The 24,183-nt window shown below is 40.7% G+C and carries 18 protein-coding genes; 1 reads left to right on the forward strand and 17 read right to left on the reverse strand.

Translation table 11 applies throughout. The features are described from left to right. The first annotated feature begins 7 nt into the window (after window positions 1-7). Window positions 8-889 carry a YicC/YloC family endoribonuclease gene (locus BM073_RS02000; RefSeq protein WP_091649540.1) on the forward strand — a complete coding sequence of 294 codons (882 nt, stop codon included), beginning with the start codon at window positions 8-10 and terminating at the stop codon, window positions 887-889. A 273-nt stretch (window positions 890-1,162) separates the two neighbouring features. On the opposite strand, the gene BM073_RS02005 is transcribed toward BM073_RS02000, so the two are convergent. The 17 genes from BM073_RS02005 to BM073_RS02085 all read right to left on the reverse strand — a co-directional run bounded on the left by BM073_RS02005 (window position 1,163) and on the right by BM073_RS02085 (window position 24,089). Further along, the gene (locus BM073_RS02005) at window positions 1,163-1,600 is read right to left on the reverse strand and encodes an SRPBCC family protein (protein ID WP_091649543.1); all 438 of its coding nucleotides are present in this window, start codon (window positions 1,598-1,600) and stop codon (window positions 1,163-1,165) included. 5 nt (window positions 1,601-1,605) lie between these two features. Next, window positions 1,606-1,797, reverse strand: coding sequence for a KOW motif-containing protein (locus BM073_RS02010; protein WP_091649546.1), 192 nt, complete (start codon window positions 1,795-1,797; stop codon window positions 1,606-1,608). Between the two features lie 84 nt (window positions 1,798-1,881). Continuing rightward, window positions 1,882-3,447, reverse strand: a complete 1,566-nt coding sequence (locus BM073_RS02015; RefSeq protein ID WP_091649549.1) for an N-acyl-D-amino-acid deacylase family protein — start codon at window positions 3,445-3,447, stop codon at window positions 1,882-1,884. Between the two features lie 98 nt (window positions 3,448-3,545). Beyond that, window positions 3,546-4,217, reverse strand: coding sequence for an energy transducer TonB (locus BM073_RS02020; protein WP_091649553.1), 672 nt, complete (start codon window positions 4,215-4,217; stop codon window positions 3,546-3,548). Window positions 4,218-4,377: 160 nt separating this feature from the next. Beyond that, complete coding sequence (locus BM073_RS02025; protein ID WP_091649556.1) at window positions 4,378-5,055, reverse strand: energy transducer TonB; 678 nt, start codon at window positions 5,053-5,055, stop codon at window positions 4,378-4,380. Window positions 5,056-5,122: 67 nt separating this feature from the next. Then, window positions 5,123-5,491: a VanZ family protein gene (locus BM073_RS02030; RefSeq protein WP_139217425.1), complete on the reverse strand. Its 369-nt coding sequence runs from the start codon at window positions 5,489-5,491 to the stop codon at window positions 5,123-5,125. Between the two features lie 9 nt (window positions 5,492-5,500). Next, window positions 5,501-5,881 (reverse strand): glycine cleavage system protein GcvH, encoded by a 381-nt coding sequence (gcvH, locus tag BM073_RS02035; protein ID WP_091649561.1) that lies wholly within the window; start codon window positions 5,879-5,881, stop codon window positions 5,501-5,503. Between the two features lie 59 nt (window positions 5,882-5,940). After that, window positions 5,941-12,882: a T9SS outer membrane translocon Sov/SprA gene (gene sov / locus BM073_RS02040; RefSeq protein ID WP_245756348.1), complete on the reverse strand. Its 6,942-nt coding sequence runs from the start codon at window positions 12,880-12,882 to the stop codon at window positions 5,941-5,943. 207 nt (window positions 12,883-13,089) lie between these two features. Continuing rightward, the gene (gene ruvA, locus BM073_RS02045; protein ID WP_091649564.1) at window positions 13,090-13,686 is read right to left on the reverse strand and encodes a Holliday junction branch migration protein RuvA; all 597 of its coding nucleotides are present in this window, start codon (window positions 13,684-13,686) and stop codon (window positions 13,090-13,092) included. Continuing rightward, window positions 13,683-15,953, reverse strand: coding sequence for an NADP-dependent malic enzyme (locus BM073_RS02050; protein WP_091649567.1), 2,271 nt, complete (start codon window positions 15,951-15,953; stop codon window positions 13,683-13,685). The genes ruvA and BM073_RS02050 overlap by 4 nt, the downstream gene beginning before the upstream one ends. A gap of 21 nt (window positions 15,954-15,974) precedes the next feature. Then, entirely contained in the window at window positions 15,975-17,072 is a 1,098-nt protein-coding gene (locus BM073_RS02055) for a DUF4837 family protein (protein ID WP_091649569.1), read from the reverse strand. 138 nt (window positions 17,073-17,210) lie between these two features. After that, window positions 17,211-18,614 (reverse strand): LysM peptidoglycan-binding domain-containing protein, encoded by a 1,404-nt coding sequence (locus BM073_RS02060; RefSeq protein WP_245756349.1) that lies wholly within the window; start codon window positions 18,612-18,614, stop codon window positions 17,211-17,213. 10 nt (window positions 18,615-18,624) lie between these two features. Then, on the reverse strand, window positions 18,625-20,052 hold the full coding sequence (gene gatA, locus BM073_RS02065; protein WP_091649573.1) for an Asp-tRNA(Asn)/Glu-tRNA(Gln) amidotransferase subunit GatA: 1,428 nt from the start codon (window positions 20,050-20,052) through the stop codon (window positions 18,625-18,627). 19 nt (window positions 20,053-20,071) lie between these two features. Beyond that, entirely contained in the window at window positions 20,072-20,269 is a 198-nt protein-coding gene (tatA, locus tag BM073_RS02070) for a twin-arginine translocase TatA/TatE family subunit (protein WP_091649576.1), read from the reverse strand. Window positions 20,270-20,379: 110 nt separating this feature from the next. Next, window positions 20,380-21,621, reverse strand: coding sequence for a murein hydrolase activator EnvC family protein (locus BM073_RS02075; protein ID WP_091649580.1), 1,242 nt, complete (start codon window positions 21,619-21,621; stop codon window positions 20,380-20,382). Between the two features lie 7 nt (window positions 21,622-21,628). After that, window positions 21,629-22,369: a lipoprotein insertase outer membrane protein LolB1 gene (locus tag BM073_RS02080; RefSeq protein ID WP_091649582.1), complete on the reverse strand. Its 741-nt coding sequence runs from the start codon at window positions 22,367-22,369 to the stop codon at window positions 21,629-21,631. Next, a complete protein-coding gene (locus BM073_RS02085; protein WP_091649585.1) occupies window positions 22,362-24,089 on the reverse strand; it encodes a tetratricopeptide repeat protein in 1,728 nt (575 codons plus the stop codon). The genes BM073_RS02080 and BM073_RS02085 overlap by 8 nt, the downstream gene beginning before the upstream one ends. Between the last annotated feature and the right edge of the window lie 94 nt (window positions 24,090-24,183).

The raw sequence follows: 24,183 nt of genomic DNA on the forward strand, positions 1-24,183 counted from the left end.
ACCACACATGATTAAATCTATGACCGGCTTCGGAAATGCCGGATGGGAGAATGAGGAGTTTATGATTCACGTTGAGGTTAAGTCTCTCAATTCAAAATTTCTAGACTTGTCTATTCGGAGTCCCCGTCAGTTTTCAGATAAAGAATTGGAAATTCGAAATCTGACTCAAGCCGTCCTGGAAAGAGGTAAAGTAGGTATCTCAATTGAGTTTTTAGCTAAAAATACTTCTGATATCCCTGTCAGTATCAACGAAGAGCTTTTTAAGGCTTATTATTCCAAGTTCCAGAATCTTTCTGAAACAGTGAGAGCAAATACTGCGGAGGTATTCAAACTAGCATTACAGGCTCCTTCTGTAATCACAAATACCAATACCGATGAAAGTGACACTGAGGCTGAATGGGCATTGGTGAAAAAAGTGATCGAAGAGGCATTGGCAAAATGTGATGAATTTAGATCTGATGAAGGCAAGGTGCTAGAGCAAAAATTGTTGGAAAACATAGAAGCTATTGCATCAGGGCTTGAAAAAGTGAAAGCAGAGGAGGGGCAGAGAAAAGAAAAAATCAAACAGCGAATTCGCGGACACTTCCAAGAATGGTTGGATGAAAATGACTTCGATAAAAATCGTTTTGAGCAGGAGTTGATCTACTATTTTGAGAAACTGGATATCAATGAGGAAATAGTAAGATTAGATACGCATCTCAAATATTTCAGAAAAAGCCTAAAAGAAGAATCCAATCAGGGTAAAAAATTAGGGTTCATCAGTCAGGAAATAGGAAGAGAAATCAATACTATTGGTTCCAAAGCGAATGATGCAGGCATACAGCAATACGTCATATTGATGAAGGATGAACTTGAAAAAATTAAGGAACAATCCATGAATGTATTATAATAAAGGGCTGAAAAGCCCTTTTTTTATGAGTTCGATTTGTTTAATTCTCGATATCTTCTCTAATGGAAATATAGAGAAAATACAGTTCAGTTTATTCTCAAAGTATAAGGTCAGGCTACCCTCTGTCTTCTGTTTTCCATCGGTCTCGGGTATGAAACGTAGGGCATTTCGATGCTATTAACTGTCCGCCCGAAACGAACTTGATTAAGTGCCCAAAACTTGCGGAAACCACTGTCCGCCCTATGTTTTATACCCATTATTATAGGCTGGCTTTTATTTTCCTTTTTCAGCAAACTCTTTAAATGCAACCAAATATTTCATTGATTGCTTTTTAAAAGCACTTGGCATCAAGAAACCCATTAGTTTCATAAATCCCTTGAATTGAAATTCATTTTCTGCTATATATTTCGTTCTATTTTCGGAAAGTTTAACAAACCTGTTTCTCACAATATTGAAAACACCTTTTGCTTCATAAGTCCCACTAAATTCACCAGGTAGATTGCGAGTCGTTATTGTTTCGATCATTTCAATTTCACGATTACCCATTTTAAATTTCAATTTGGATTTTGCTCCTGGCTGTCCTGGAGTACCACTAATTGGTTCAAAACTTTTCAATCCGTCCATCCATTTGTCCATATTGTCAGGATTATCGAAAAGGGAAATGACTTCGTCAATTGGTCTTTCTATCTCTATTTCTTGAGTGAATTTCATTTTACTTATTTGATTTGAATTTCAACATTTCGAGCAAGGGTTTTAAATCTCACTCCGTTTTCTTGAACAACAGTGATTGTTACATTTCCACCTTTACTGGTGTTAATGTCTCTTACTATTCCTGACTTTCCCTTGTGGGTCCCCCCCACAACTTTGCAGGTTGCTCCATCTTTCAAGTTTGCTGATACTTTTTCCATTTGTATTCATTTTTGTTTTTTTGCTTGCCTATAACTCAATTATAAAGGAAGAAATAATTTCTATCGGTACCCCAGAAAGCGATATTAATCCATCCTATTCTTTCTCAGAATTTTCCCGGGTCTGATGTCTTGAAACTCACCTTGATCGACTATAAGTCGACCGTTGACCAAAACAAATTGAACTCCAGTAGGATATTGATGCGGGTCAGTAAATGTAGAGCGATCAATAATCTTTTCAGGATCGAAAATGGTTAAATCTGCAAAATTGCCTTTTTTGATAATTCCCCGGTCTTGAATCCCCAGTCTCTGAGCAGAAAGTCCGGTCATTTTATGGATTGCAGTAGGGAGGTCTAAAATGTTTTTTTCCCTTACATAGTATCCCAAAATCCTTGGGAAGGTTCCATAGGCTCTTGGGTGAGGATGTCCGTCTCCAGGCTGTGAAAGCCTCCCATCCGAACCAATCATCGTCATAGGATGCTTCATGATTCGTTCGACGTCGGCGTCGTCCATTGCATGGTAAATGGTACCGGTTCCACCGTTTAGTTGGGCCTGAATGACCAGTTCAGCTCCATTTTCCACAGTGGGCTCCATTCCTTCCAATATTGCCCAATCATGTAGAGTTTTACCCTCCAATTCTTTTCTCCAAGATACTCTTGAAAATTGGATCCTTCTCAAATCATTCCCTCCACGGTCATTCAGGATATTGAATATGATTCCCGATTTGATACTGTCTTTTAAGATGGGGTCTTGCACTCTATTGGAAAATTCGCTTCCCTCCAAGGCCCAGCTAGGAATCAATACACTGATTCCGGTATGGGAAGCTGCATAAGGATACTGATCCATCATTATATCCAATCCTTCCTTTCTAGCGGAATCCACCAAGCTCAGTGTTTTCACGCTTGCCCCCCACATTTTGACTCCAATGGCTTTATGGTGGGTTAGTACAACAGGGATTTCAGCTTCTTTCGAAATCAAAATCGCTTCTTGTACAGCATCAATCAGTCCTAATCCTTCTTCTCTAAGGTGTGAAGTATAAATACCTTGATAGGAAGAAGCCACTTTGGAAAGACTGATGATCTCATCCACTTTAGCAAATGTGCCCGGTAAATATTTTAAACCGGTGGATATTCCGAATGCACCTTCTTTCATCGCCATCTCTACGTAGTTTTTCATAGAGTCCATTTGAGAAAGAGTAGGGGCTTGGTCGACATTTCCCATTACCTCTCTTCGAATGGTATTATGCCCGATTAGATAAGCTAAATTTGGCCCTGTTCCTAGTCGCTCTAATGAATCCAGATATGAACCGAATGGCCAAGGCCCTCCTCCATCTGGCCCACCTAATGCAAGCGTAACACCCTGCATAATCAAACTTTTGGCATCCGGCATTTCCATGATAGGTTCCAAGTGCGTATGCATATCAATAAAGCCAGGACTTACCACCATCCCTGAGGCATCTATGATAGTTTTTGCTTCTGCATTTTTCAGGTTACCGATTTCTACAATTCGTTCATCTAGTATACCAATATCGGCTTGAAAGGAATCCGAACCGGTTCCATCCAGAATGGTACCATTGATGATGATAAGATCATACTTATCAGATTTACAAGATATCAGGGAAAGAAAAAAGAGAAGGATGAGACAGTTTTTCATGGGCTTAAATTGTATTCATCCTGAAAATAAGGGAAATAAAAAATAAAATATGCCCTTTCATCATTTTTGAAAAAAGTAAAAGGGCCGAAGCCCCTTTTTTAATTCAGTCTGAATTTGATTGGCATAACCATTCTTGAGCGAACAGGCAAACCTCCCATCTTTCCGGGATTCCAATTCGGTGAACCCTCGATTACTTTGATAGCCTCTTCATCACAACCTCCACCAATTGATCTCATGATTTCTACATCCTGAACAGAACCATCCTTGTTGATTACAAAGCGCACCAAAACAGTTCCTTCAATGCCCATTCTCCTCGCTTGTGGAGGATATTTCAAATTGTCTCGTAGGTATTTGTACCAGGCTTCCATCCCACCTTTGAATGAGGCTTGAACTTCTGTAAAGTCTCGAATTTCATCCGCCTCGTCTATTATTGGCGGTCCCTCAGATAAAATGACATCAGGGATTTTATCAGTTTCCTGAGTATTGATATCTATGGGAATTTGGAGGTCTTCAATTTCGATGTCATTGGGTTGCTCCTTCAAAACAGGCGGTGCCTTGGGCGGGGGAGGAGGAGGTGTTTGTATGGTAAGTGGGATATCTATTAATTCCCAGGCCTGTTGAGTATTGGGAATTTCTTTGATAGGTCCACCTTGGTTGCTTTTCCATTCAAATGCTGCGAGAGCCAGACCTATGCTAGTTGCCAAGCCAAAATTCAGCAAAGTTCCAGACCACCTTTTGACGTCTGCTTTGGGGTTCTTTTTCAGTTCCATGTGTAATATGATTTGTGGTTAAAAATGAATTACCAAAGAATTTACACATTAAAAGGCTGGCATTTAGCAATTTAAGAGAAATTAACTATGTTAAAAGTTATAAAAAATTGGCAATAAAAAAGCCCAGACAATGCTGGGCTTTCTTAATATATTTAATTGATTAGCTCAATTTAAATCTAATAGGTAGTCTCATACGAGTTCTTACCGGACGACCTCTTTGCTTACCTGGAGTCCATTTAGGTGCGTTTTTCACAACCTCAACAGCTTCCTCATCGCAACCGCCCCCGATTCCTCTCAAAACTTCAACGTCTTGGATTGAACCGTCAGTATTAATAACGAACACTACGATAACTGTACCTTCGATACCCATTCTTCTTGCTTGAGTTGGGTACTTTAGATTTTTGGATAGATACTGATTCCAGCCTGACATACCACCTGGTGGCTGAGGCTGAGTTTCTACCACGTCAAAGATTTCGTCTGCTTTTTCCTCTACTGGAGCTTCAGCAATAACAACCTCTTTGATTACAGTTTGCTCTTTAACGTCAACGTCAAAGTTTACCTCAATTTTTTCCTCGATTTCAACCTCATCAGGAATTTCCTGGATGATAGGCTGCTCCACTGGTGGTGGAGGTGGTGGAGGTGGTTGTTCGGTAATAGGAATATCGAGCAGCTCTTCAAAGTTGTCATCTGTCATGCCTAGATCTTTCAAGGCACCATCATCAAATGACTTCCATTCGAAAGCAGCAAGTGTTGCTCCTACAGCCAATGCCAAACCCAAATTCAGGAACATTCCTGTCTTTTTGGTTAAATCAGCACTGGGAGTCTTTTTTGCTTCCATGTTGAGTTTGATTATATAGGTTAAATGATTTCTTATTCAGTCTAACAATTGTAAGGATAATGATGCACTAATCCAAGCGATTTTGTATGGAGAGAGTCTTAAAATATGCTAATATTCCCAATAAAACCCCTATTTGATTGACAATCAAGTCAAATACATCAAAGGATCGGTTGGGAACAAACAACTGCCCCAGTTCAAAAGCAAAGGATGGTAATACCACAAAACCCAATACAATTGGGATATTTAGTTTCTGAAATCCTTGTTTTTTCTTTTGAAATCTAATGCCAGCCCAAAGGAAAGCTAAAATCGCAAATGAAAGTACATGAATTAATTTGTCCTGAAAATCGAAAGCATCTATTTCAGGGAATTTATCTCCCGGTGTCAGCATGGCAACTGCCAAAATCAATAACCAGGAAATAGCAAAAACTAAACGCAAAATTGAGAATTAATTTTTCCCAACTAATTCTGAGTATTCCTCGCTGCTCATCAAATCAGAAGGCAGGTCACCACTGATTTTCACCTTGACCATCCAGCCATTTTCATAAGGTGATTCGTTCACCAACTCAGGAGAGCTTTCAAGTTCTTCATTGAACTCAAGGATTTCACCACTCAATGGCATAAATAGATCAGAAACAGTTTTTACAGCTTCCACTGTTCCAAAAACCTCTCCTGCTTCTATTGTCTCTCCTACAGTTTCAACTTCTACATAGACAATATCGCCCAACTCGGACTGTGCAAATTCTGTGATTCCGATGATAGCAACATCACCATCTATTTTCACCCACTCGTGATCTTTGGTGTACTTTAATTCTTGAGGAAAATTCATGTTCGGTAAATTTTTTATAAGGGAGTCCAAAAATAAGATGATTCCCTTCTTTAAAAAATCTATTGAGATAAATTAAATCTTAATTGTCCACCAAAGGCTGTAGAAGCTCTCTTAAATGCAGTGGTTACACGTGGATCATTGATAGTTCGGTCAAAATAAATAGTCAGATTCAGGTTTTGGTTGATGACATAGCCAATCGTCGGTCTGATCTGAATGTTCAAGTTTCCATTTGTGACAGTGCTGCTCTCTTCAATTTTTCTTTGCACCTGTCTCGTGTCCACAACTTTCATATCCATTCTTAGCGTCAAATCATTTTTGAGGATAGTTTCTCTTCCCTGTATTTTAAATGGAATCTTCATTCCTGATTTGATATAGCCTATGTTGATACCAAAATCATTGGAACGCTGCTCTGTGACTTGCGCGTTGGAGAAGTTCAAACCTAAATTCCGCTCCTTATTATAGTTGACTGTAATGTTCAATCTGTTTTTGGTTAGCAAGTCAACTCCAATCAATGGGGCAAATCTTTCTGAAAGCACTACCTGATTGAGGACATAGATTGGGATAAATAGTCCTTCATCATTGATCTCGTTAGGTAATCTGGTTTGCTGTAAACTGTTAAATAATTCCAGTCCTTGCTGATATTGCAATGAATTGGAGAAGTTGCTGGCATCATAAGTAGATGCATAGCCGTGGGAAATATTGATGCTGCTGAAAATATCGCTTAGGCCTTTCAGTCTTGACAAACCGGTATAATTGACTCTCCAGTTAGGGACAGGGATTTTCGGGAATGGATTCAAATCAAACTCATTTGGATCTTTTCCTTTATAGGCAGCCAAGAAAGAAGGCACTAATACATCCTGACCATTAATTCCATACTCTCCAGCAGCAGGATTGGCAGCATCCAGTCTGGATTTGAAAATAGCTCTATTGGATTCGAACTGACTGAAAATAGCTGAGTTGTTTCGCTCATCATCTCTTGCGAAGCTAGTCCCAAGAAGTATAGTAGTCACAGAATAAGACTGCATGTTTCTGGTAGGACTAATGGATAAATATTCCCCCGGATTCTCCATGGAGTTCCTGAATATTTCTTGGTAATCCCCAACTTCCCGTTTATCAGCATTCAATGTAATCGTGAAATCTCGTACAGGCCTTACCAAAGCACCATACCTCATGTTCACAGCTCTATTTTGCTTGAAGGTTTGGGTTAATTCGGCGCTTGGAGCCATGACTCCCCGCATGGCTAATTCTGTTCTGATTCTAGGGTCTTGGCTTCCAAAAAGGAAGGCTAATCCAGGATTGGTAAAGGCTCTGTCCATTCCCAATAATCCTGTGTTGGGAAGATATCCTGGGAGGAAGGTTCCTTCAATCACCCCGTAATTGAAAGTTACTTCCTTCACCATCATCAATAACTTCAATATTTTATTGGTGAATGGGGTTCCGATCGTATCCTCAGCATTAACAGTAGTTCTGCCCGGAATTCTCGGTCTCGCAGGAGCATTCAGTGCTGAAAGTTTTTTGTTTTTATTATATAGCCTTACTAAATCCAATTTCCCATTGATAGTTTGCTCACGGGTGTTTTGAATAGTATTTCCCAAGGTATCCCTTTGGCCTATGGCTCCTGTAAGCCAAGAATAAGTGGTATTGTATCGGTAATCTGAGCGAACCCAATCTAGAGCAGGGATTTTCGAGAATGGAATGGTGTAGTTTAGATTGACAGTATGATTATAATTTGTCCTTCTTCCAAAATTCCAAAAATTGGTTCGGACTGAGTCAATCTTTTCCTGTGTGTCCAAATCCCCTTGGGGTTCATCGATGACAGCCATCACAGTTCCGGTATAATCTACCCTTAGATTTTTGGTTAAATCCCAATTCAAGGTGTAGAACCTATTCATGAAAAATGACTTTTGGAATAAAGGATCCACTCCACTGGTACTCAATTGATCATTTCTGTATTGTGATCTCAGGAATCTTCTATCTACATCCAGCCTTGCAAGTATCAGACTTGGGGAAAGGTTCAGATTGAAATCTTTGATCAATGATAAGTAAGGTTTGTTGAGAGCCCCTGAGCTTTTGAAAGGCTCGAAATTCAGAGGTTTAGGTGAATAAGAATAGGTGACATTCCCCCTGTTGGTCTTGAAATCATATTGCTGGATTTGGGCATTGGTTTGAGTGACTGTTCCTACAGCGTATGAAAAAGAGAAATTACTGATATCATAAAAACGTGCCGGAGCTTCAGGATTGGATTTGAGTTTTCGGACATTGTTGAAACTGATATTTTTTCGATTCAACTGATCCAAAGCAATCTGCCTATACTCCTCGCGTTCACTATCGGTTTCAAATTTACTAAGGGCCAATTCAAATGGAACATCTGGGTTTAAAGGATCATATTCAGGTCGGGTGGTAGAATTTTCTACACTGAAATACATGGGAATGCTAACTCCCAATTGCTCTGGAAGAAGCTTGTCTACATTGACATTGGTGGAAATATCATATTGAGTAGTGGCCTGTCTAGCTCTTTGAGAAAGACGGGTTTCCAGCCCTCCAAAGCCAATGCTGTTATGTCTAATGGATGCCGAAACTACAGCCAAGTCAGCGATCTTGGCATTGATATAAGCATTGGCAGCCCAGCCATTGGATTTGGTAAATCCTGTTACTCTCAATTCATTGGCCCAAATACATACACTTCTACTTCCTCCCACTCCGGTACCTGGATTCCTCACCCCAATCATGCTGCCTTGAGTTTGATTCAGTTCAGGTCGACCTACCACAGTCACTTTATATTGTCTTACTGTTTTAGAGTAGGGCAGGTTGAGCGGAACTCTCATGTTATCCCGCTCAATTTTTACGTCCACGATTTCTTGAATGGCGATGTCAATCTCGTTTTCCAGTGGCCAAATCTGCCTTGGATCTCTCGTTCCCTTTGGAGTGATAATCAAAGGGACTTCTATCTCATAATAGTTATCAGTATAATCTGTTCCAATTCTCAGGAATGCCGTCAGTTCACCATCCAAAGCATCTTCACTGTCCGCATGGAAGAACATTTTGATTCGCTCAAACTGAACCAAATCCAAAGTGACATTTTTGAATACAGCGCGGGCATCTCGGGCAGCTAAATCTTCCACGCAAACTCTCAAAGACTGCTCATTCAATCTCCTCTCCACAGTGGAAGTATTGTCTCTGTCTCTGACAATTCCTGGAGGAAGTACATAAGGGCTTTGAGTATCACTTCCCTGAGAGTTTTCCTCAATACCTACCACATCCACAGTGACATTAGAATTGTCTGGCTCAGGAATTTCAAAAAATCCTCTCTCAAAAAGAGATTCCTGGAATACCCTCCATTGACTTCCAATCATTCTAAAATTAGCCATACGCAATACAACTGGCTGACTAAATCCTGTCATATAGGTTCGCATCCATCGAATAGACTTGAAACCTGTGATATCACCCTGTGTGCGGTCAGGCTGGCGAACCGGAATTCTAAAGAGGTACCAATTCACAGTTTCTCCAGCCTCAGTATGGGTTACTTTGTCTACGATATAGTTTTGACCTACTTCCAGATTTCCTGGTCTCAAGTCTATTTCGTACTCGTAATAATTTTCAAGTTCGTTGATGGTATTATCGGTATTCAAATCCTCGTTGTCAGGGTTATTGGAACCTGAAGGAGTGTAAGGTAAATTTTGGTTGGCGGTAACTGGAGAGTTGCCTTCCATACCATTAAATTTTTTGTAACGTTCCAGAATTTTGACATTGTTTTGGTCAAACTGCTCGTCCAAATAGTACTGGAAAAGATCTCCTGAAACGTCCTGTCTGATTTGATTCAAAGCCTGTGGACTTACATTCAACCTATCCAAAAATCTGGATTGGAAAAATACAGCTTCATCTTCATTCTTTAAGCCATCCAATCCTACATCCTGATTTTGTCTAGCTGTTTCAGAGTTATCAAATGCAGGAAGTAAAAACTGTTTTCTTGTAATTCTACCCCATTCATTGATTCGGGTTTCTGAAGGATCTCCATCTGCAGGCAATCCATTTTCAAAGGCATGGCTTCCATCTTTCATGATGTCCTCAGAAATATCACCTAAATTCAGGAATAGCTTTCCTCCCGTGGTGTTATTGGTATTGAAAATTCCATCCAGAACCCGACCATTTTCACCTTGAATAAAAGGATCCAAAAGCCAGAATTCAACATATTCTATATTGGTTCTGTCAAAATCCACCTCCGTGGTAATTGCCCTCGTTACCCCTCCGTAATTCAGTTCCGGATTAGGTAAAAGTCCATCTGCAGTTAAGTTAGGGTTGTAATTATACATCCCTCTTTCACTTGGGAAAAATGCCATTTCAAAAAGCGGCTCAGGTGTGATGATCACATCTCTATCCTGTTGAGGGAAAATTTCCTGAGGAACTACTCTTCTGACATAGTGGTTTCGGCGATCTTCCCGAGTGATGTTGGAAGGGACTCCCGGTCCATTTTCTCTGTAGAAAATATTGTCAATATTATACCAAGCCACTCTTGCTCTTCTATAAGCAGCTCCGAGATTATCTTCAGTTTGATTGCTTAAATCAAATCTATTGTCCGGAGTAGCAGGAGTGGAGGCTAGTTTCCAGTTTTGGTTCGCTGCACCGCCCAAATTGAATGGAGTGATTGCTGCTTCGAAATCGTCAATATATGATGCTTGTTCTCCATTGACTCTATTGGATGTACCCGGAATCAAATGCGCAAACTCACCGCTGATTTGAACCAAGGATGTTTCTTTGGTATCAGTAAATGGCAATGCATCAGCCAGCTTGGTCAAGAATCTTGACTCATCGGAGAAATTGGCATCCAATCCCCAAAGGCTATTCCTCAGAGTCTCATTACCGGTAGCTATTCTGGTGACATTAGGCCTTTCATTAAGATAAAGGAATGTACCGCCAACATTGAACTTGTCATTGAACAGGTAATCCAATCGGGTACCGAGCAAACTTCGTGTCTGGAATGAAACCAAATCTGCCTTTTCAAAGCTGATATTTAATTGCTTTCCGGATTCTAAAATCGCATTATTGATGATAACAAGTCGACCTACATTGTAATCAATAGTAAAGTCTACTCCCTCGGTTAGAGGAATATTACCAGCCATGACTATAACTGATCCAGGAGAAATATTCAGGCCCGGTAACTGAATTTCACTGGCCGAACCTGCAGTCAATCTACCTTTGATAAAGTATTTATTCAGTCTGGTAACTAGCTCGGCGTCTGCTTGGGTGGTAGCGTAAAGCGTATCGTAAACATACTTTTCCCTCAAAACTGCCTCGCTCGGAAGGAATTGGGAGGCAAGATTGGAGCCGAAAGGTTCCAGTTTGGGGAATATCAAAAGTCCCCGACTTGAAATCATCGTCAGTCCTTCTACAAAATCAAAGTTTCCATCTGGAGCTGGGTCATTTTGTGGATTGAGATTATCCAAGCCCGTCAATCGAATCAGTGGGATATCTTTTACATTTTGGCCTTCTAACAAGGAAGGGTTGTCCAAGCCTGTTCTATCATCTCTATAGATCACCTGAAGTTGGAAGCCATCTCTCAAAATTTGACTGGCATTGAGGCTATAGACGTTTTTCATCATCAAATCCCAAGTTGGAACTCGGGTATTGATTCTTGCAGGTCTTAATAATTTGAGGAAAATCAACTCATCTTCCTGCCTGTTCTGGTAATCTTCTGTTAGTTCTCCGACTTTATAAACCTGTCCATTATAGGTGTATTCGTAAGAAACAGCCAAGACTTCGTCATTTTGAAGTCTTCTGAATAGGGAAAGATATCCTAGTTGCGGATTGAAAAAATACTCTGATTGTTCCAGTCTTCTGGCACCGTTGATTTGCTCGAAGTCAACACCTTTTCTCAGCCCCAATGAACTTTCAATAGCTCGGGAACCAGTGTCAAAAGGTCTAAAGGATGGATTGTTTGCGATATTTCCAAAAAGCTGATTAGCTCTATTTCCTGCCGGAGCATTAGGTTCTCCCGGGCCAACGTTTGGATTATTAGGACTTAAAAGTCTGCGTCCCTCGCCTAAATCCATGAAAGCAGCGAAATTCCTCAGGGTTTCAGTATTGGCCGCCCGGTTCATGATATACACCTCAATTCTGGTAATATTTACTCCCGATAAGACCTGAGGCAATCCTCTCAACCAGCGCTCATAATTATCTCTGAAAAAGTGAGATAGGAAAAAGTGTCGGTTTTCATCATAGCGGGAGGCCTGAATTTCAAAGGACCTTCCCTGACCATTTGCGTCGATCACCAGATTATCCCTTCTCCCTCTTTGAGTGGATGCTACAGCAGTGACGTTTAGCCTACCAAATTGCATTTGGGTTTTAACACCAAATAGATTTTGAGCTCCCTGAATTAGTCTATTTTGAACCGGCATAGAAACGTTACCGATTTCTATGGACTGGATGATATCTTCTTCAAAGCCGTTGAACTCTAATTTCATTTGATTTTGGAAATCAAAGGAATTGTTTGAGTCAAAATTTGCGGCGATTTTCATCTTTTCACCCAAAGAGCCATTGACAGCCATTTGGATTTGCTGATCAAAATTGAATCCCCCATTACGCTGCTGCCTGATTGGAAGTGTAGGGTTATCTATTCTTCTGAATATGGCTCCAAAATCCAGATTGACGTAACCTGTAGGAGTGATGTTGATTTCACTGCCACCAAAAATTCGGTCAAAGTTAGGGCTTACTGTCAGGGGAGGTATCAATCCTCTTCCTTCTACAGCACTTTCTCCATCTCCACCTCTGGCACGGCTTCTCCAATAATCTTGTCTGACTTTGTATTCCTGAATTTTTGAGAATTGGTCAAAATCGTACTCTTGTTCATTTCCTACACGGGTACTGTCAAGTTCATCTACAATATTGTATCTCAGGGTAGAGTCAATTTTGACCTCTACATTTTGATTGATGATAGGGCTCGGTAAAAAAGGAGAGGAGGGACGTAAATAAGGGTTCCTACTGGGGAATAAAGGATTGGTCCTCATGTTTTGCCAAAGCAAAAATGAGGGAGACATTCGTCTCTTGTTGAGTGAGTCGATTCGAGTCTGTGTCGTGTCGGCCTCTGTTTGTTGGGCCTGAGTGGGTGATAAACTCAGAAACAATCCAAACAGGATGAAGCAAACAGGCCAACTGCCTCGAGACCTTCCCCTGCAAAAAGTCAGTATCCTCCGAAAGTTCAATCCAAGTTTAAATTATGTGGTCTTTAAAGATGCTTTAATTAAATCTTCTAAAGAAATTTCTCCAGTGGTTTTTTTGAGCACCTGAGTGATATTTTTCTCCGCAGCCGCTTTTGGAAAACCTAAAGTAATTAAGGCTTGTAACGCCTCCTCACGTAATTTATTGCTTGATTTTAAAAATCCCAAAGAACTAGTAGAAACATCTGATCCGGATTTGCTGACTTTGTCTTTCAACTCAAGAATAATCCGCTGAGCGGTCTTAGCACCAATTCCTTTGACATGTTGAATAGTAGCTACATCACCAGCTAAAATTGCCTGTTCGATTTCTTCGGAGCTCAAAGATGACAGAATCATCAAGCCAGTATTTGGACCTACTCCGTTGATAGAAATCAGCAATAAAAAAAGACGCTTTTCATCCTCTTCTTTAAATCCGTAGAGAGTGTGAGCGTCTTCCTTAATATGTAAAAAGGTGAGGAGCCTGATTTGCTCCTCATCCTTGATTTTACTGTATGTCTGAAGGGAAATTTTGACATGATATCCAATTCCTCCTACGTCAATGATCACATAGGTAGGGTCTTTGAAAACCAATTTTCCTCTCAAATAATCTATCATGGTCTACCTGCAATTTGTGCATCCACTACCGCTATTGCCACCATGTTGACTATCTCTCTGATGGAACTTCCCAACTGAAGAATATGTACAGGCTTGTTCATACCCAACAAAATCGGTCCAATTGCTTCAGCATTTCCTAGTTCAGCCAAAAGCTTGTATGCGATATTTCCAGATCCCAAATCCGGGAAAATCAGGGTGTTGGCCTTTTTGTTGATCAATTGGGAGAATGGATAAACTTCTCTTTGGATCTCTTCATTCAAAGCCACGTTTGCCTGCATTTCACCTTCTATGATCAAGCCTGGGAATCTTTGTTTTGCCATGGCTGTTGCTTTTGCCATTTTCTCAGCGATTTCTCCTTTAGCTGATCCAAAATTGGAGTATGATAAAACAGCAACTCTAGGCTCAATATTGAAGAATCTAACCGCGTCTGCAGTCAATCCAATGATTTCCACCAATTCTTCCGCTGTAGGATTCAGGTTTACTGTTGCATCCGCAAAGAAGTAAGGGCCTTTATCGGTATTCATAATATACATACCGGCCACCCTCTTGGTTTTGTCCTTTACTCCAATTGTATGAAGCGATGGAAGAATAGTCTTTGGATAATCTCTAGTCAAACCAGAGATGAATGCATCCGCCAAGCCAGTTTCCACCATCATGGCACCAAAGTAGTTTCTTTGAGTTACCAGTCTGGAAGCGTCAGCCAAGGTCATACCTTTTCTCTGACGTTTTTTATACAGAATATCTGCAAACTGAGAAAGCTTCTCGCTTTCCTCCAATGGATCAATGATGGTTACATTTTGCAGATCTAATGAGTTTTCCTCGATCAAAGTCAAGATTTTAGCTCTGTTACCAAGTAATATTGGGTTGGCTATTTTCTCATCCCGAATGATCTGGGCAGCCTTCAATATTTTGCGGTTATCGGCTTCTGCGAATACGACTTTCTTAGGATCTTTCTTAGCTCTGGAAATAACCACTGACATCAATCTCTGATCGATACCAATTCTTTCCTGTAGTTCCAGTTCGTAAGCAGCCCAATCTTTAATTGGATTCTTAGCAACTCCTGAGTCCATTGCCGCCTTTGCTACTGCCGGAGCAATAGTCGTGATTAGTCTTGGATCAAGTGGTTTTGGAATCAAATAGAATCGACCAAACCCTAGTTTACTTTCACCATAAGCTTTGTTAACGATATCTGGAACTGGCTCCTTCGCCAACTTGGCAATTGCTTTGGCAGCTGCCAATTTCATTTCTTCATTGATGGCGGTAGACCTTACATCCAGGGCTCCTCTGAAGATATATGGGAATCCCAATACGTTATTTACCTGATTAGGATGGTCAGATCGGCCGGTAGCCATAATCACATCCTCTCTAGCTTCAATTGCCAAATCATAGGCAATTTCCGGATCAGGGTTGGCTAGGGCAAATACAATTGGATTTGCTGCCATCAATTTGATTTGGTCCTGGGACACAATATTACCTGCCGAAAGACCTAAAAATACATCTGCTCCTGCAAGTGCGTCACTCAAAGTGCGCAAGTCTCTATGGGTAGCAAATTCTTTCTTGATATCATCCAATTCTGGTCTATCCTGACGGATTACACCTTCTTTGTCACACATCACCAAGTTTTCACGCTTCACGCCCAGTGACATGTAGAATCGGGTACAGGAAACAGCTGATGCTCCAGCACCATTTACTACCAACTTGATTTCGGAAATATCTTTTTCAACTATTTCCAAAGCGTTGAGAAGTGCAGCTCCGGAAATAATTGCTGTTCCATGCTGATCATCGTGCATGACAGGAATATTCATTTCCCGCTTAAGAGTCTGCTCGATTTCAAAGCATTCAGGAGCCTTGATATCTTCCAGGTTGACTCCTCCGAAAGTAGGCTCCAAGGATCGAATAATTTCGATTAATTTTTTTGGATCCTTTTCATTGATCTCTATGTCAAAAACGTCAATTCCTGCGAATTTTTTGAAAAGAACGCCTTTTCCTTCCATTACGGGTTTGGAAGCTTCTGGTCCTATATCTCCCAATCCCAGCACTGCAGTACCGTTTGAGATGACAGCGACAAGATTTCCTTTAGCCGTGTATTTGTAGACATTTTCTACATCAGCCTCAATTTCCTTACATGGTTCAGCTACTCCTGGAGAATAAGCCAAAGCCAAGTCCATTTGACTGGAAAGGGGTTTGGACGGGATTACTTCAATTTTCCCGGGAGAACCTTGAGTGTGATAATTTAGTGCGTCCTCCTTGCGAATTTTAATTGCCATATAAGCCGAATTATTTGGGTTTTAGGCCCCTTGATCCGGAATCCAGCTTACATCTGTATTGAGCAAAATGGTTTCAATTTCACGAAGGGCGTCCCGATGAACTTCATTGGGATAAAATACAAAGCCTTCAATGTAGTATAATTTACCCTTTTTCTCATCAACCATGAGATAACCCAGGTAAGAACCGCCCATACTGATGTTGTTGGTCTTCCAAGAAGCCCTTATTTCGGTGGTAAAATTATCATTTATCACCATGTTTCGGAAAGCTGGAACGATTTGTTTTTCAGTTACTACATAAGAGGTAGGATCATCAGGATCACCGAAAATATGGTTTCTTGCTACTGAGTCTCTGATTTTCAGGATGTTTTCCGGAAAAGTCTGCTCTTCTGAGACATAATCTTCTACATGAAAAAACAGGCTGATATCTGCACGATTGGCGGTAGGGGTTGGCTGTCTTACCCATAAAAAGTTAGGAACAGACTTGGCAACTTGGTAAGAAGCGGGAATATTAATCTGTATTCCTAAGTTTTTCTCTGCCTCAGCATTGGCAGCTGTATTTTTTCTGGCTAGTATGATTTTTTCCAATCTGCCTCTTTCTCTTACCTCGAAAAGGTTCTGCAATCTATCTCCGTTCTTTTTGAGATTTTTCACCAGTTGCTCCTCCGTATTTCCAAAAAGGTATAATACCTCCTGACCAACTGCATATTCATCCTCAACTCTTAAGGAGTATAATGAAGGGTCATTTAATGCTTTTTCTTTGGACTCTTTGGAAAACTGGGCATTGATTACCTGAGAAGATGAGCCTCTGTCATCAAAAGTGGTTACATAAATGAGGTTAGTGGACATTTTGAGCATTCTGGTCATTGCTCGTGGATCCACAGTGTTTACTTTGAACTTGCTCTCAGATCTGACCATACCTGGCAAGTCTGCCTCAAAAATATCTTTTAATGCATCTCCAACAGGTCCTGCATACTTGGCAGAATCTATTACTAAGATGATTTCCCCGATAGAACCCCGGGCTTTAGGTTTGGTACTGTTGGAATTGCTTCCTTCGCTTGAGCAGGAAATCAATAAAGTTCCTAGCAAAAGAATTCCTATAATTTGTGAAAGGGTTTTCATTCAGATTTGGTTTGATTCTTGGGAGATTCAAAATAAATACTTTCCAATCGGAAACCTGAATGCAAGCCCATCTTTTGGCCTTTGTTAAAAAAAATTAACAGTTTCCGGAGCTTTCAAGCCGCAGATCTCGAAATTGTATTATCCGATGATGAGTTTTTGACCTGGCTTGATGTTGTTTGAATTCAAATTATTCAAGCGTTTGAGCTGCTCCACAGTGAGGTTTGCATGTCTCTTGGAAATAATCCAAAGGGAATCTCCAGGCTGCACTGTGTAAGTTCTTTGTCCATTTGAATTGGTTCTTGCCTGTGCTATTCCACCTGAGTTGGAACCCGAAGAGGTGTAGAGTGTAAGGGTTTGTCCGACGCGGATCAAGTTGCCGGAAATCCCATTCCAAGCTCGGATTTGAGATACTGTCACTCCGTGTCTGCTGGCAATTGTTCCTAAAACATCTCCAGATCTTACTCGATAGGTAATTCCATTTCTCTGGATTTCCTCTGCTATAGATTCCACAGACTGTACTATAAGTTTATCTCCAGCGGCCAAATCTAGGGGTGCATTACCCAAAGAATCACTGATCCAAGCCAGATTTTCCTTTACAAAAAGGGCTTTCGATTTTGGGATTCTGATCGCCATGCTTCTATTGGCTTCCGGAATTTGTCTGGTTTTGATGGAAGGATTCAACTTCTCCAAATCTGGGATACAGAGGTTGGTCAATTCAGCCAGCTTATCCAATGTCATTACTCGATCAAATCTGATTTTTTCATATGCAGGGGAGTAGGTAGGCTCTTCAAGATGAAAGTTATGTTCTTCCAAATGATTTAAGATGTACAGCATTGCCTGAAACTGCGGTACGTATCCACGAGTTTCTCTTGGTAGGTAATTGTAAATTTCCCAGAATGTCTTTTTCCCTCCTGATCGTCTGATGGCTTTTCTTACGTTGCCGGGACCACAATTGTAAGCAGCCATGGCTACTTCCCAATCTCCAAACATTCTATACAAGGACTTCAAGTATTTTGCTGCTGCATCAGTGGACATTTCAGGGTCCATGCGATCATCCACATAAGGATTGACGTCCATCCCATACATTCTTCCAGTGGCTGGCATAAATTGCCACAAGCCCATGGCTCCAACTCTAGATCTAATCTGAGGATCCAAACCCGATTCTATGATGGAGAGGTATTTTATTTCTTCAGGCATATCATGCTTACGCATGGTTGCATCAAAAAGTGGGAAAAATAGATCTTTTCTGGCCAAAACCATTTTGGTGTAATCTCTATTTCTAACCGTGAAATATTGGATAAATGAAAAAATTCTATCATTCAGCTCAAAAGGCATATCGGTTTTCATTGCCTTAATTCGCTTATCTATCTGATCGTATGTGAAGTCAGGGATGTACTCGTAATGATAATTTGGCTGCACATCATCTCCTGAAAAGGGAGCAGCAGCGATAAGCTCATCGTCCTGTGAATAAGCATTTGTCAGGAAAATCAAACAAGAAAAAACTGAAAGTGTGATTGTTCTGAGCAAAGTCTTTTTCATCATGAAAATGGATTTAGTCGGTTAATTGAGTTAGATAATTACTAAAAGCATAGAGCTCCGCTTCTTTAAACGAATTTGCAATGACTTGTAGTCCAATTGGCATGCCATTTTTATCTTTTCCATTTGGAATGGAGATAGCCGGAACACCTGACACGGATGCTTGCACAGTAAATAAGTCTTCTAAATACATGGCAACAGGATCATCACTATGCTCACCAAATTTGAAAGCAGTAGATGGCGTAGTAGGCAACAAAATATAATCAAAATCCTGCAAAAGATTTTCAGTATATTCTTTAATTAATCTTCTGACTTTCTGAGCTTTAGTGAAGTACGCATCATAATAACTGGCGCTGAGGACAAAAGTTCCCAACATGATCCGTCTTTTTACTTCTTCCCCGAATCCTTCTGTCCTCGTCAGCTTATACATGCTTTCCAAATTATGAGCATTGGGACTTCGGTAACCGTATTTTACCCCATCAAAACGGGAAAGATTGGAACTGGCTTCCGCGGTAGTCAAAATATAATAAGTAGGAAGAATGTAGTCTAGCAATGGGAAGCTAACCTCTTCTACCTCATGGCCTTCTTCTCTAAGTTGATCCAGCACTTTGAGAGTTTGCTCTTTAATTTCCGGTTGTAGGGCTGGTGACTCAATAGTCTCTTTCAAATAAGCTACTTTAGCCTTTTTCTCGAAATGTAATAATTGAGAGTAAGGGAAAATCGGTTTTCTCGAGGAAGTACTGTCAAACTCATCATGGCCGGCAATGACTTCCATGATCAAGGCATTGTCTTTCACAGACTTTGAAAAAATACCAATTGTATCGAAAGAGGAGGCATAAGCAATCAAACCCCATCTTGAAATTCTGGAATAGGTAGGCTTCATGCCTATAACTCCTGTGAACGCTGCTGGTTGACGAACGGAGCCGCCGGTATCTGTTCCCAGTGAAGCTGTGCATAAATTAGCCTGTACAGCTACTGCAGATCCCCCTGAGGATCCTCCCGGTACGCGGGATTCGTCTTGAGCATTGAGAACTTTGCCATGGACAGAGTTTTCATTGGAACTTCCCATTCCAAATTCATCACAATTGAGACGGCCTATGATGATGGCGTCTTCCTGTATGAGTCTCTGAACAGCAGTGGAGGTAAATTGGGCTTCGTAACCCTTGAGTATTGCTGAGGAAGCATTGGATTCATGTCCTTCATAGCACAATACATCTTTGATACCGATTACCATACCAGCAAGTTTACCCGCTTTTCCTAAGGCAATTTTCTCATCGATTTGCTTGGCTTTTTCTAAAGAGGATTGCTCATAAACTTCGACGAAGGCGTTGAGATGCGCCTTCGTCTGAATGTTTTGTAGATAATGACTGACAATCGTTTGACAGTCAGTCTCTTTTTTATCGAGCGATTTTTTGATTTCCTCGAATGAAATGAATCGTTCCAAAGCTTATTGGCTTAAGGGATTACTTTTTCTTGTCTTTCAGTCCCTCTTCGAGATCGTTTTGAATATCCTTGGTAGCATCTTTGAATTCTCTGATTCCGCGGCCAAGGCCTCTTGCTAATTCAGGGATTCTTTTTGCTCCAAATAATAGGAGGATGACCAAGATGATCAAGATGATCGAGCCACCGCCCATGTTTTGAATAAAACCCAATGTTGTCATGATTAATTTGTTTAGGGTAAATGTGGTCACAAAGATATAACTGTCATCGGCTTAGACAAAGAAGCTTTGCGACTCTATGAATCTTTTTCTTGAATATACGAATTTTATAGCTATTTCGATGTGATCCAGGTGGCTGGATCCATTTTTTGAAGACCTTTCCAAGTCTGGAAATGAACCTCAGCTTCGCCGTTTGCATCGGTAGCTACAGTTCCAATTACGTCTTTTGCTTTGACAGTTTGACCTGATTTTACAGAAACGGACTTAAGCTTGCTATATAAGGTATAATACTCTCCGTGCTTGATCAATACCGTTTCCCCATAGCCAGGCATAGAGGCTACTTTGGCTACTGTTCCATCGAATACCGTTCTTACATTGGAGTTGGGTTGGGTACGAATGTTCAAACCATCACTCGGCACTGTGATACCTTTCAAAGTCGGGTGGGGATTATCGCCAAATGTCTGGGTTACAAATCCTGTTTCTACAGGCCATGGAAGTCTGCCTTTATTTCCTGCAAAAGAACTGGAAAGTGCAGCTACTTCCGGAGTCATCGGCATGCTGCTTCCAGCTGATTTGGTTGCTTTGCTGTTTTCTTTTTTGGCAGCAGCTTCTGCAAGTCGGATTTCATCCTCAATGGCCTTTCTGATCATGGATTCCAACTGCTGTTGCTGCTTTTTGGTAGCAGTTATCTGCCTCTTGATAGAAGTTTCTTTCCTAGTCAGTGTATTGACCATAGTCTGCTGTTCCTTTCGGAGTTCCTCTAGTTTGGCTCTTTCCAGCCTTTCCTCAGCCAATACTTTTTCTTTATCTGATTTTCTCAGATCCAATTCAACTCTGATTTCCGCCAGTTCTGCTGCTACTTTTTGAATTTGTTCGGCCTGTTGTTTTCTGCTATCAGAATATTGCTTGAGGTATTTCAATCGCATATACAGTTGATTGAAACTTGAGGAACTGAAAACGAAAGCTACAATGGATAAGCTTCTATTCAACTTGGAAGCATTGTAGACCATTCTTCCATATTCGGCTTTAAGATCTTTGAGTTGCTGTTCTAAGCTGGCAATTCTGTTTTCTGTGGTGGAGATTTCCTGATTTAGGAGTTTTACTTCCCGGTCTAGTGTATTGACCAAGCGGTTTTGGGTCTGAAACTGCTGCGTGATGGCGTTTAACTCACCAATCGTATTCTTTTTAGTAGCTGCGGTTTGCTTAAGAATTGCATCAAACTCCCGCAATTTGGCCTGAACTTCGGCTTTTTCCCTTTCCAATTCCTCCCGGGTTTTGCTCGTTTGAGCTAGAGCCTCCAATGAGATAAAGGCTAAAAGAATAAGAGTAATTACTACAACGAACTGCTGACGCATGCTGATTCTAAAATCTAAATGGGAAACTCAAAGGTTCTGACTGTGGGTTGATGGACACCCATTCCAAATTTATGATGGTGTTCTGACTTCCTTCCGGAAGCTTGTAAGCCAATTTATAAAGTACTTCCGATGGAAAAGCCTGACCATTTACATCCTGAAAAGAAGCATAGCTAGCCAGTAAACTTCCCCTGTCATCCAAGGAATTGCTAACCAATTCAGAAACCTTGGCGACATTCACGTCCACTTTACTAAAGTAGCGGACCTGTTCTCGTACCTGAGTCAACTCAAAGGACTTTCCAACTCGAACTAATCGATCCTGGTAATCAAAAGGATGAGGGGGATTTGCCCAAAACATGTTTTGAAATAAATCCAGTGATAGACTCAGTCCGTAGAAATTTTCAAATTCCGCGAAAGTCAAATTAATATCTTCTTTTCCAATTCGGTCTTTGATCTGAATTTTATCTTTGGTAATTAATCCCCGAACTGCTTCCATGCCCATTCCCGGAGAAATTGTAAACCAAAGCACACTGTCCTTTTTTGCTCTCAAGCTTAAAGTACCCCGGGTGATTTTTCCGGATTCTTCTTCGATGATGACCTTTGCCTTGGCATTGATAAAATCATATTCAGCATAGGATGGAGCGAATTCACTCATTTTTCCATCTGACTCAAAAGGAATGACCTTTTTGGAACAGGCATTCAAAAAAATCACTGCCATTCCCAGAAAAAAGATTTTCAAAAGTCTACTCATGGTATTTTCCTTCTTTTATTTTCAAAGGTAATTTTTCTGAAGCCTCCGGACTATCGGCTGCTTTTTTCCAAAATGAAATCGCTTCGTTTTTGTCTCCTAAATGGTAGAGAATATCTCCATAATGCTCCAACATAACTCCGCTAGGCTTGCTTTCGAATTCTAAGGCTTGAGCCATGTATTTCTTAGCTCCCTCATAATCCCCTAATTGAAACAATACCCATGCGTACGTATCCAAAAAAGTGCCATTGTCTGGAAATTTCTTAATTACTTTTTCAGACATGGTCTTGGCCTTTTCCAAATCCTTTTTTTCCAAGGAGAGAAAATAGGCGTAATTATTTAGGACTTGTTCGTCATTGGGGTTGAGCACTAAGGCTTTTTCAAAAAACTGAAATGCTGAATCCTTTTTCCCAAGGTTATAAAGGGAGCTAGCCAAGGAGCCAAAAGCTACCTGATCCAATTGAGGATTTTTGTTGGCATTAAGTTCAATGGCTTTATTCAAAGATTCAACGGCAGCGGAATCCTTTTTCACAGCAGATTTTACTATCCCGTCGTAAAACCAGAATTCAGGATTTTTAGGAAATTCATCCACACCCATGGTAGTGTATTTTTCAGCCTCCTGGAAATCCGGGTTTTCTCCAAAAGAACCGAGGATGATTTGCTCGAGGAGTTTGGCATTCTTTGCGTTGAGATCTAAGGAGCGCTTAAAGTAATTTCTTGCTTCTTCCTGCTTTCCGTTTTTTGCCTCTCTTTCTCCCAAAGCTTCAAATATTGTAGCGTTTGCGGGCTCTGTTTTGATCATAAAACCAGCTAAGCTATCAAGCAAGATTTCTCTTTCAGGAGTTTTGAATTCATTGAGGAGAGAAACGAAAGCCCTGGATTTTACTTCAGGATCCAAGTCTGGACTGGCAAAAGCGCGAATGAGATATTCATTTGATTTTTGAATCTGACCTTTCTCTTTTAACAAAGAATGGGCAGCCATTTGTAATTCTGGCTGATTGGGATATTTGCTGATTTCCTCATTGACCAGATTTAGCGCATCATCTACCAGATTGTTATTGTAAAGAATTTCTACCAAGCCTAAGACATAATTTGGATTTCCTGGTCTGGCCTCAATCAGACGTTCACCTTCTTCTATTGCCTTTGCTAAATTGTTGTTTCTGAGGTAGATTCTTTGTTTTTGAACCGTAATAGGCTCCATGATTCCATAATATTCCTCAGCTCTGTCCAATACTACCAATGCTCTGTCGAATTCACCGGCATTCAATAGAATGGAGGCTAAATCCAAGTTATACTGCTGGTTGCTCTCCCCATCGGCAGTCAGCCTGTCCAAGATATCAGCAGCTTTTAAAGGTTGCTTAAGGTTGGTGTAGATTTCAGCAACCATCAAGGCATAGTACTTATTTTCATCGTCCAGTTCCACAGCCTTTAGAGCAAATGGAAGAGCCTTTTCTGGCTGATTTGCTCTAGTATAAACCTCTGCAATTTTATAGTTGATTGCAGGCTCATCCGGACTCAATTCCTCGGATTTTTGCAGGTAAAAAAAGGCTTTTTCCAAATCACCCAGATTCATCTGCTTGGTGCCTTCGATAAAATATCTACTGGCCAAAGCTTCGTTTTTTTGCTGCTTGCGCTCTTTTTTGGAGAGCTTTTGCTGGCTAAAGCCATCCCAAGCAAACAGGGATAGGGAAATATATAGAATTAGGAATTTCTTGGAACTCACGGATAATAGGATAATGGGATCAAAACACAAACATAATGCCTTTTACGAAAAGGCTTAAGAGAAAGCGGGTTTTCTCTGGATTTCTCTTGTCAAA

Source organism: Algoriphagus ornithinivorans (genome assembly GCF_900115305.1).
Classification (GTDB): Bacteria; Bacteroidota; Bacteroidia; order Cytophagales; family Cyclobacteriaceae; genus Algoriphagus; species Algoriphagus ornithinivorans.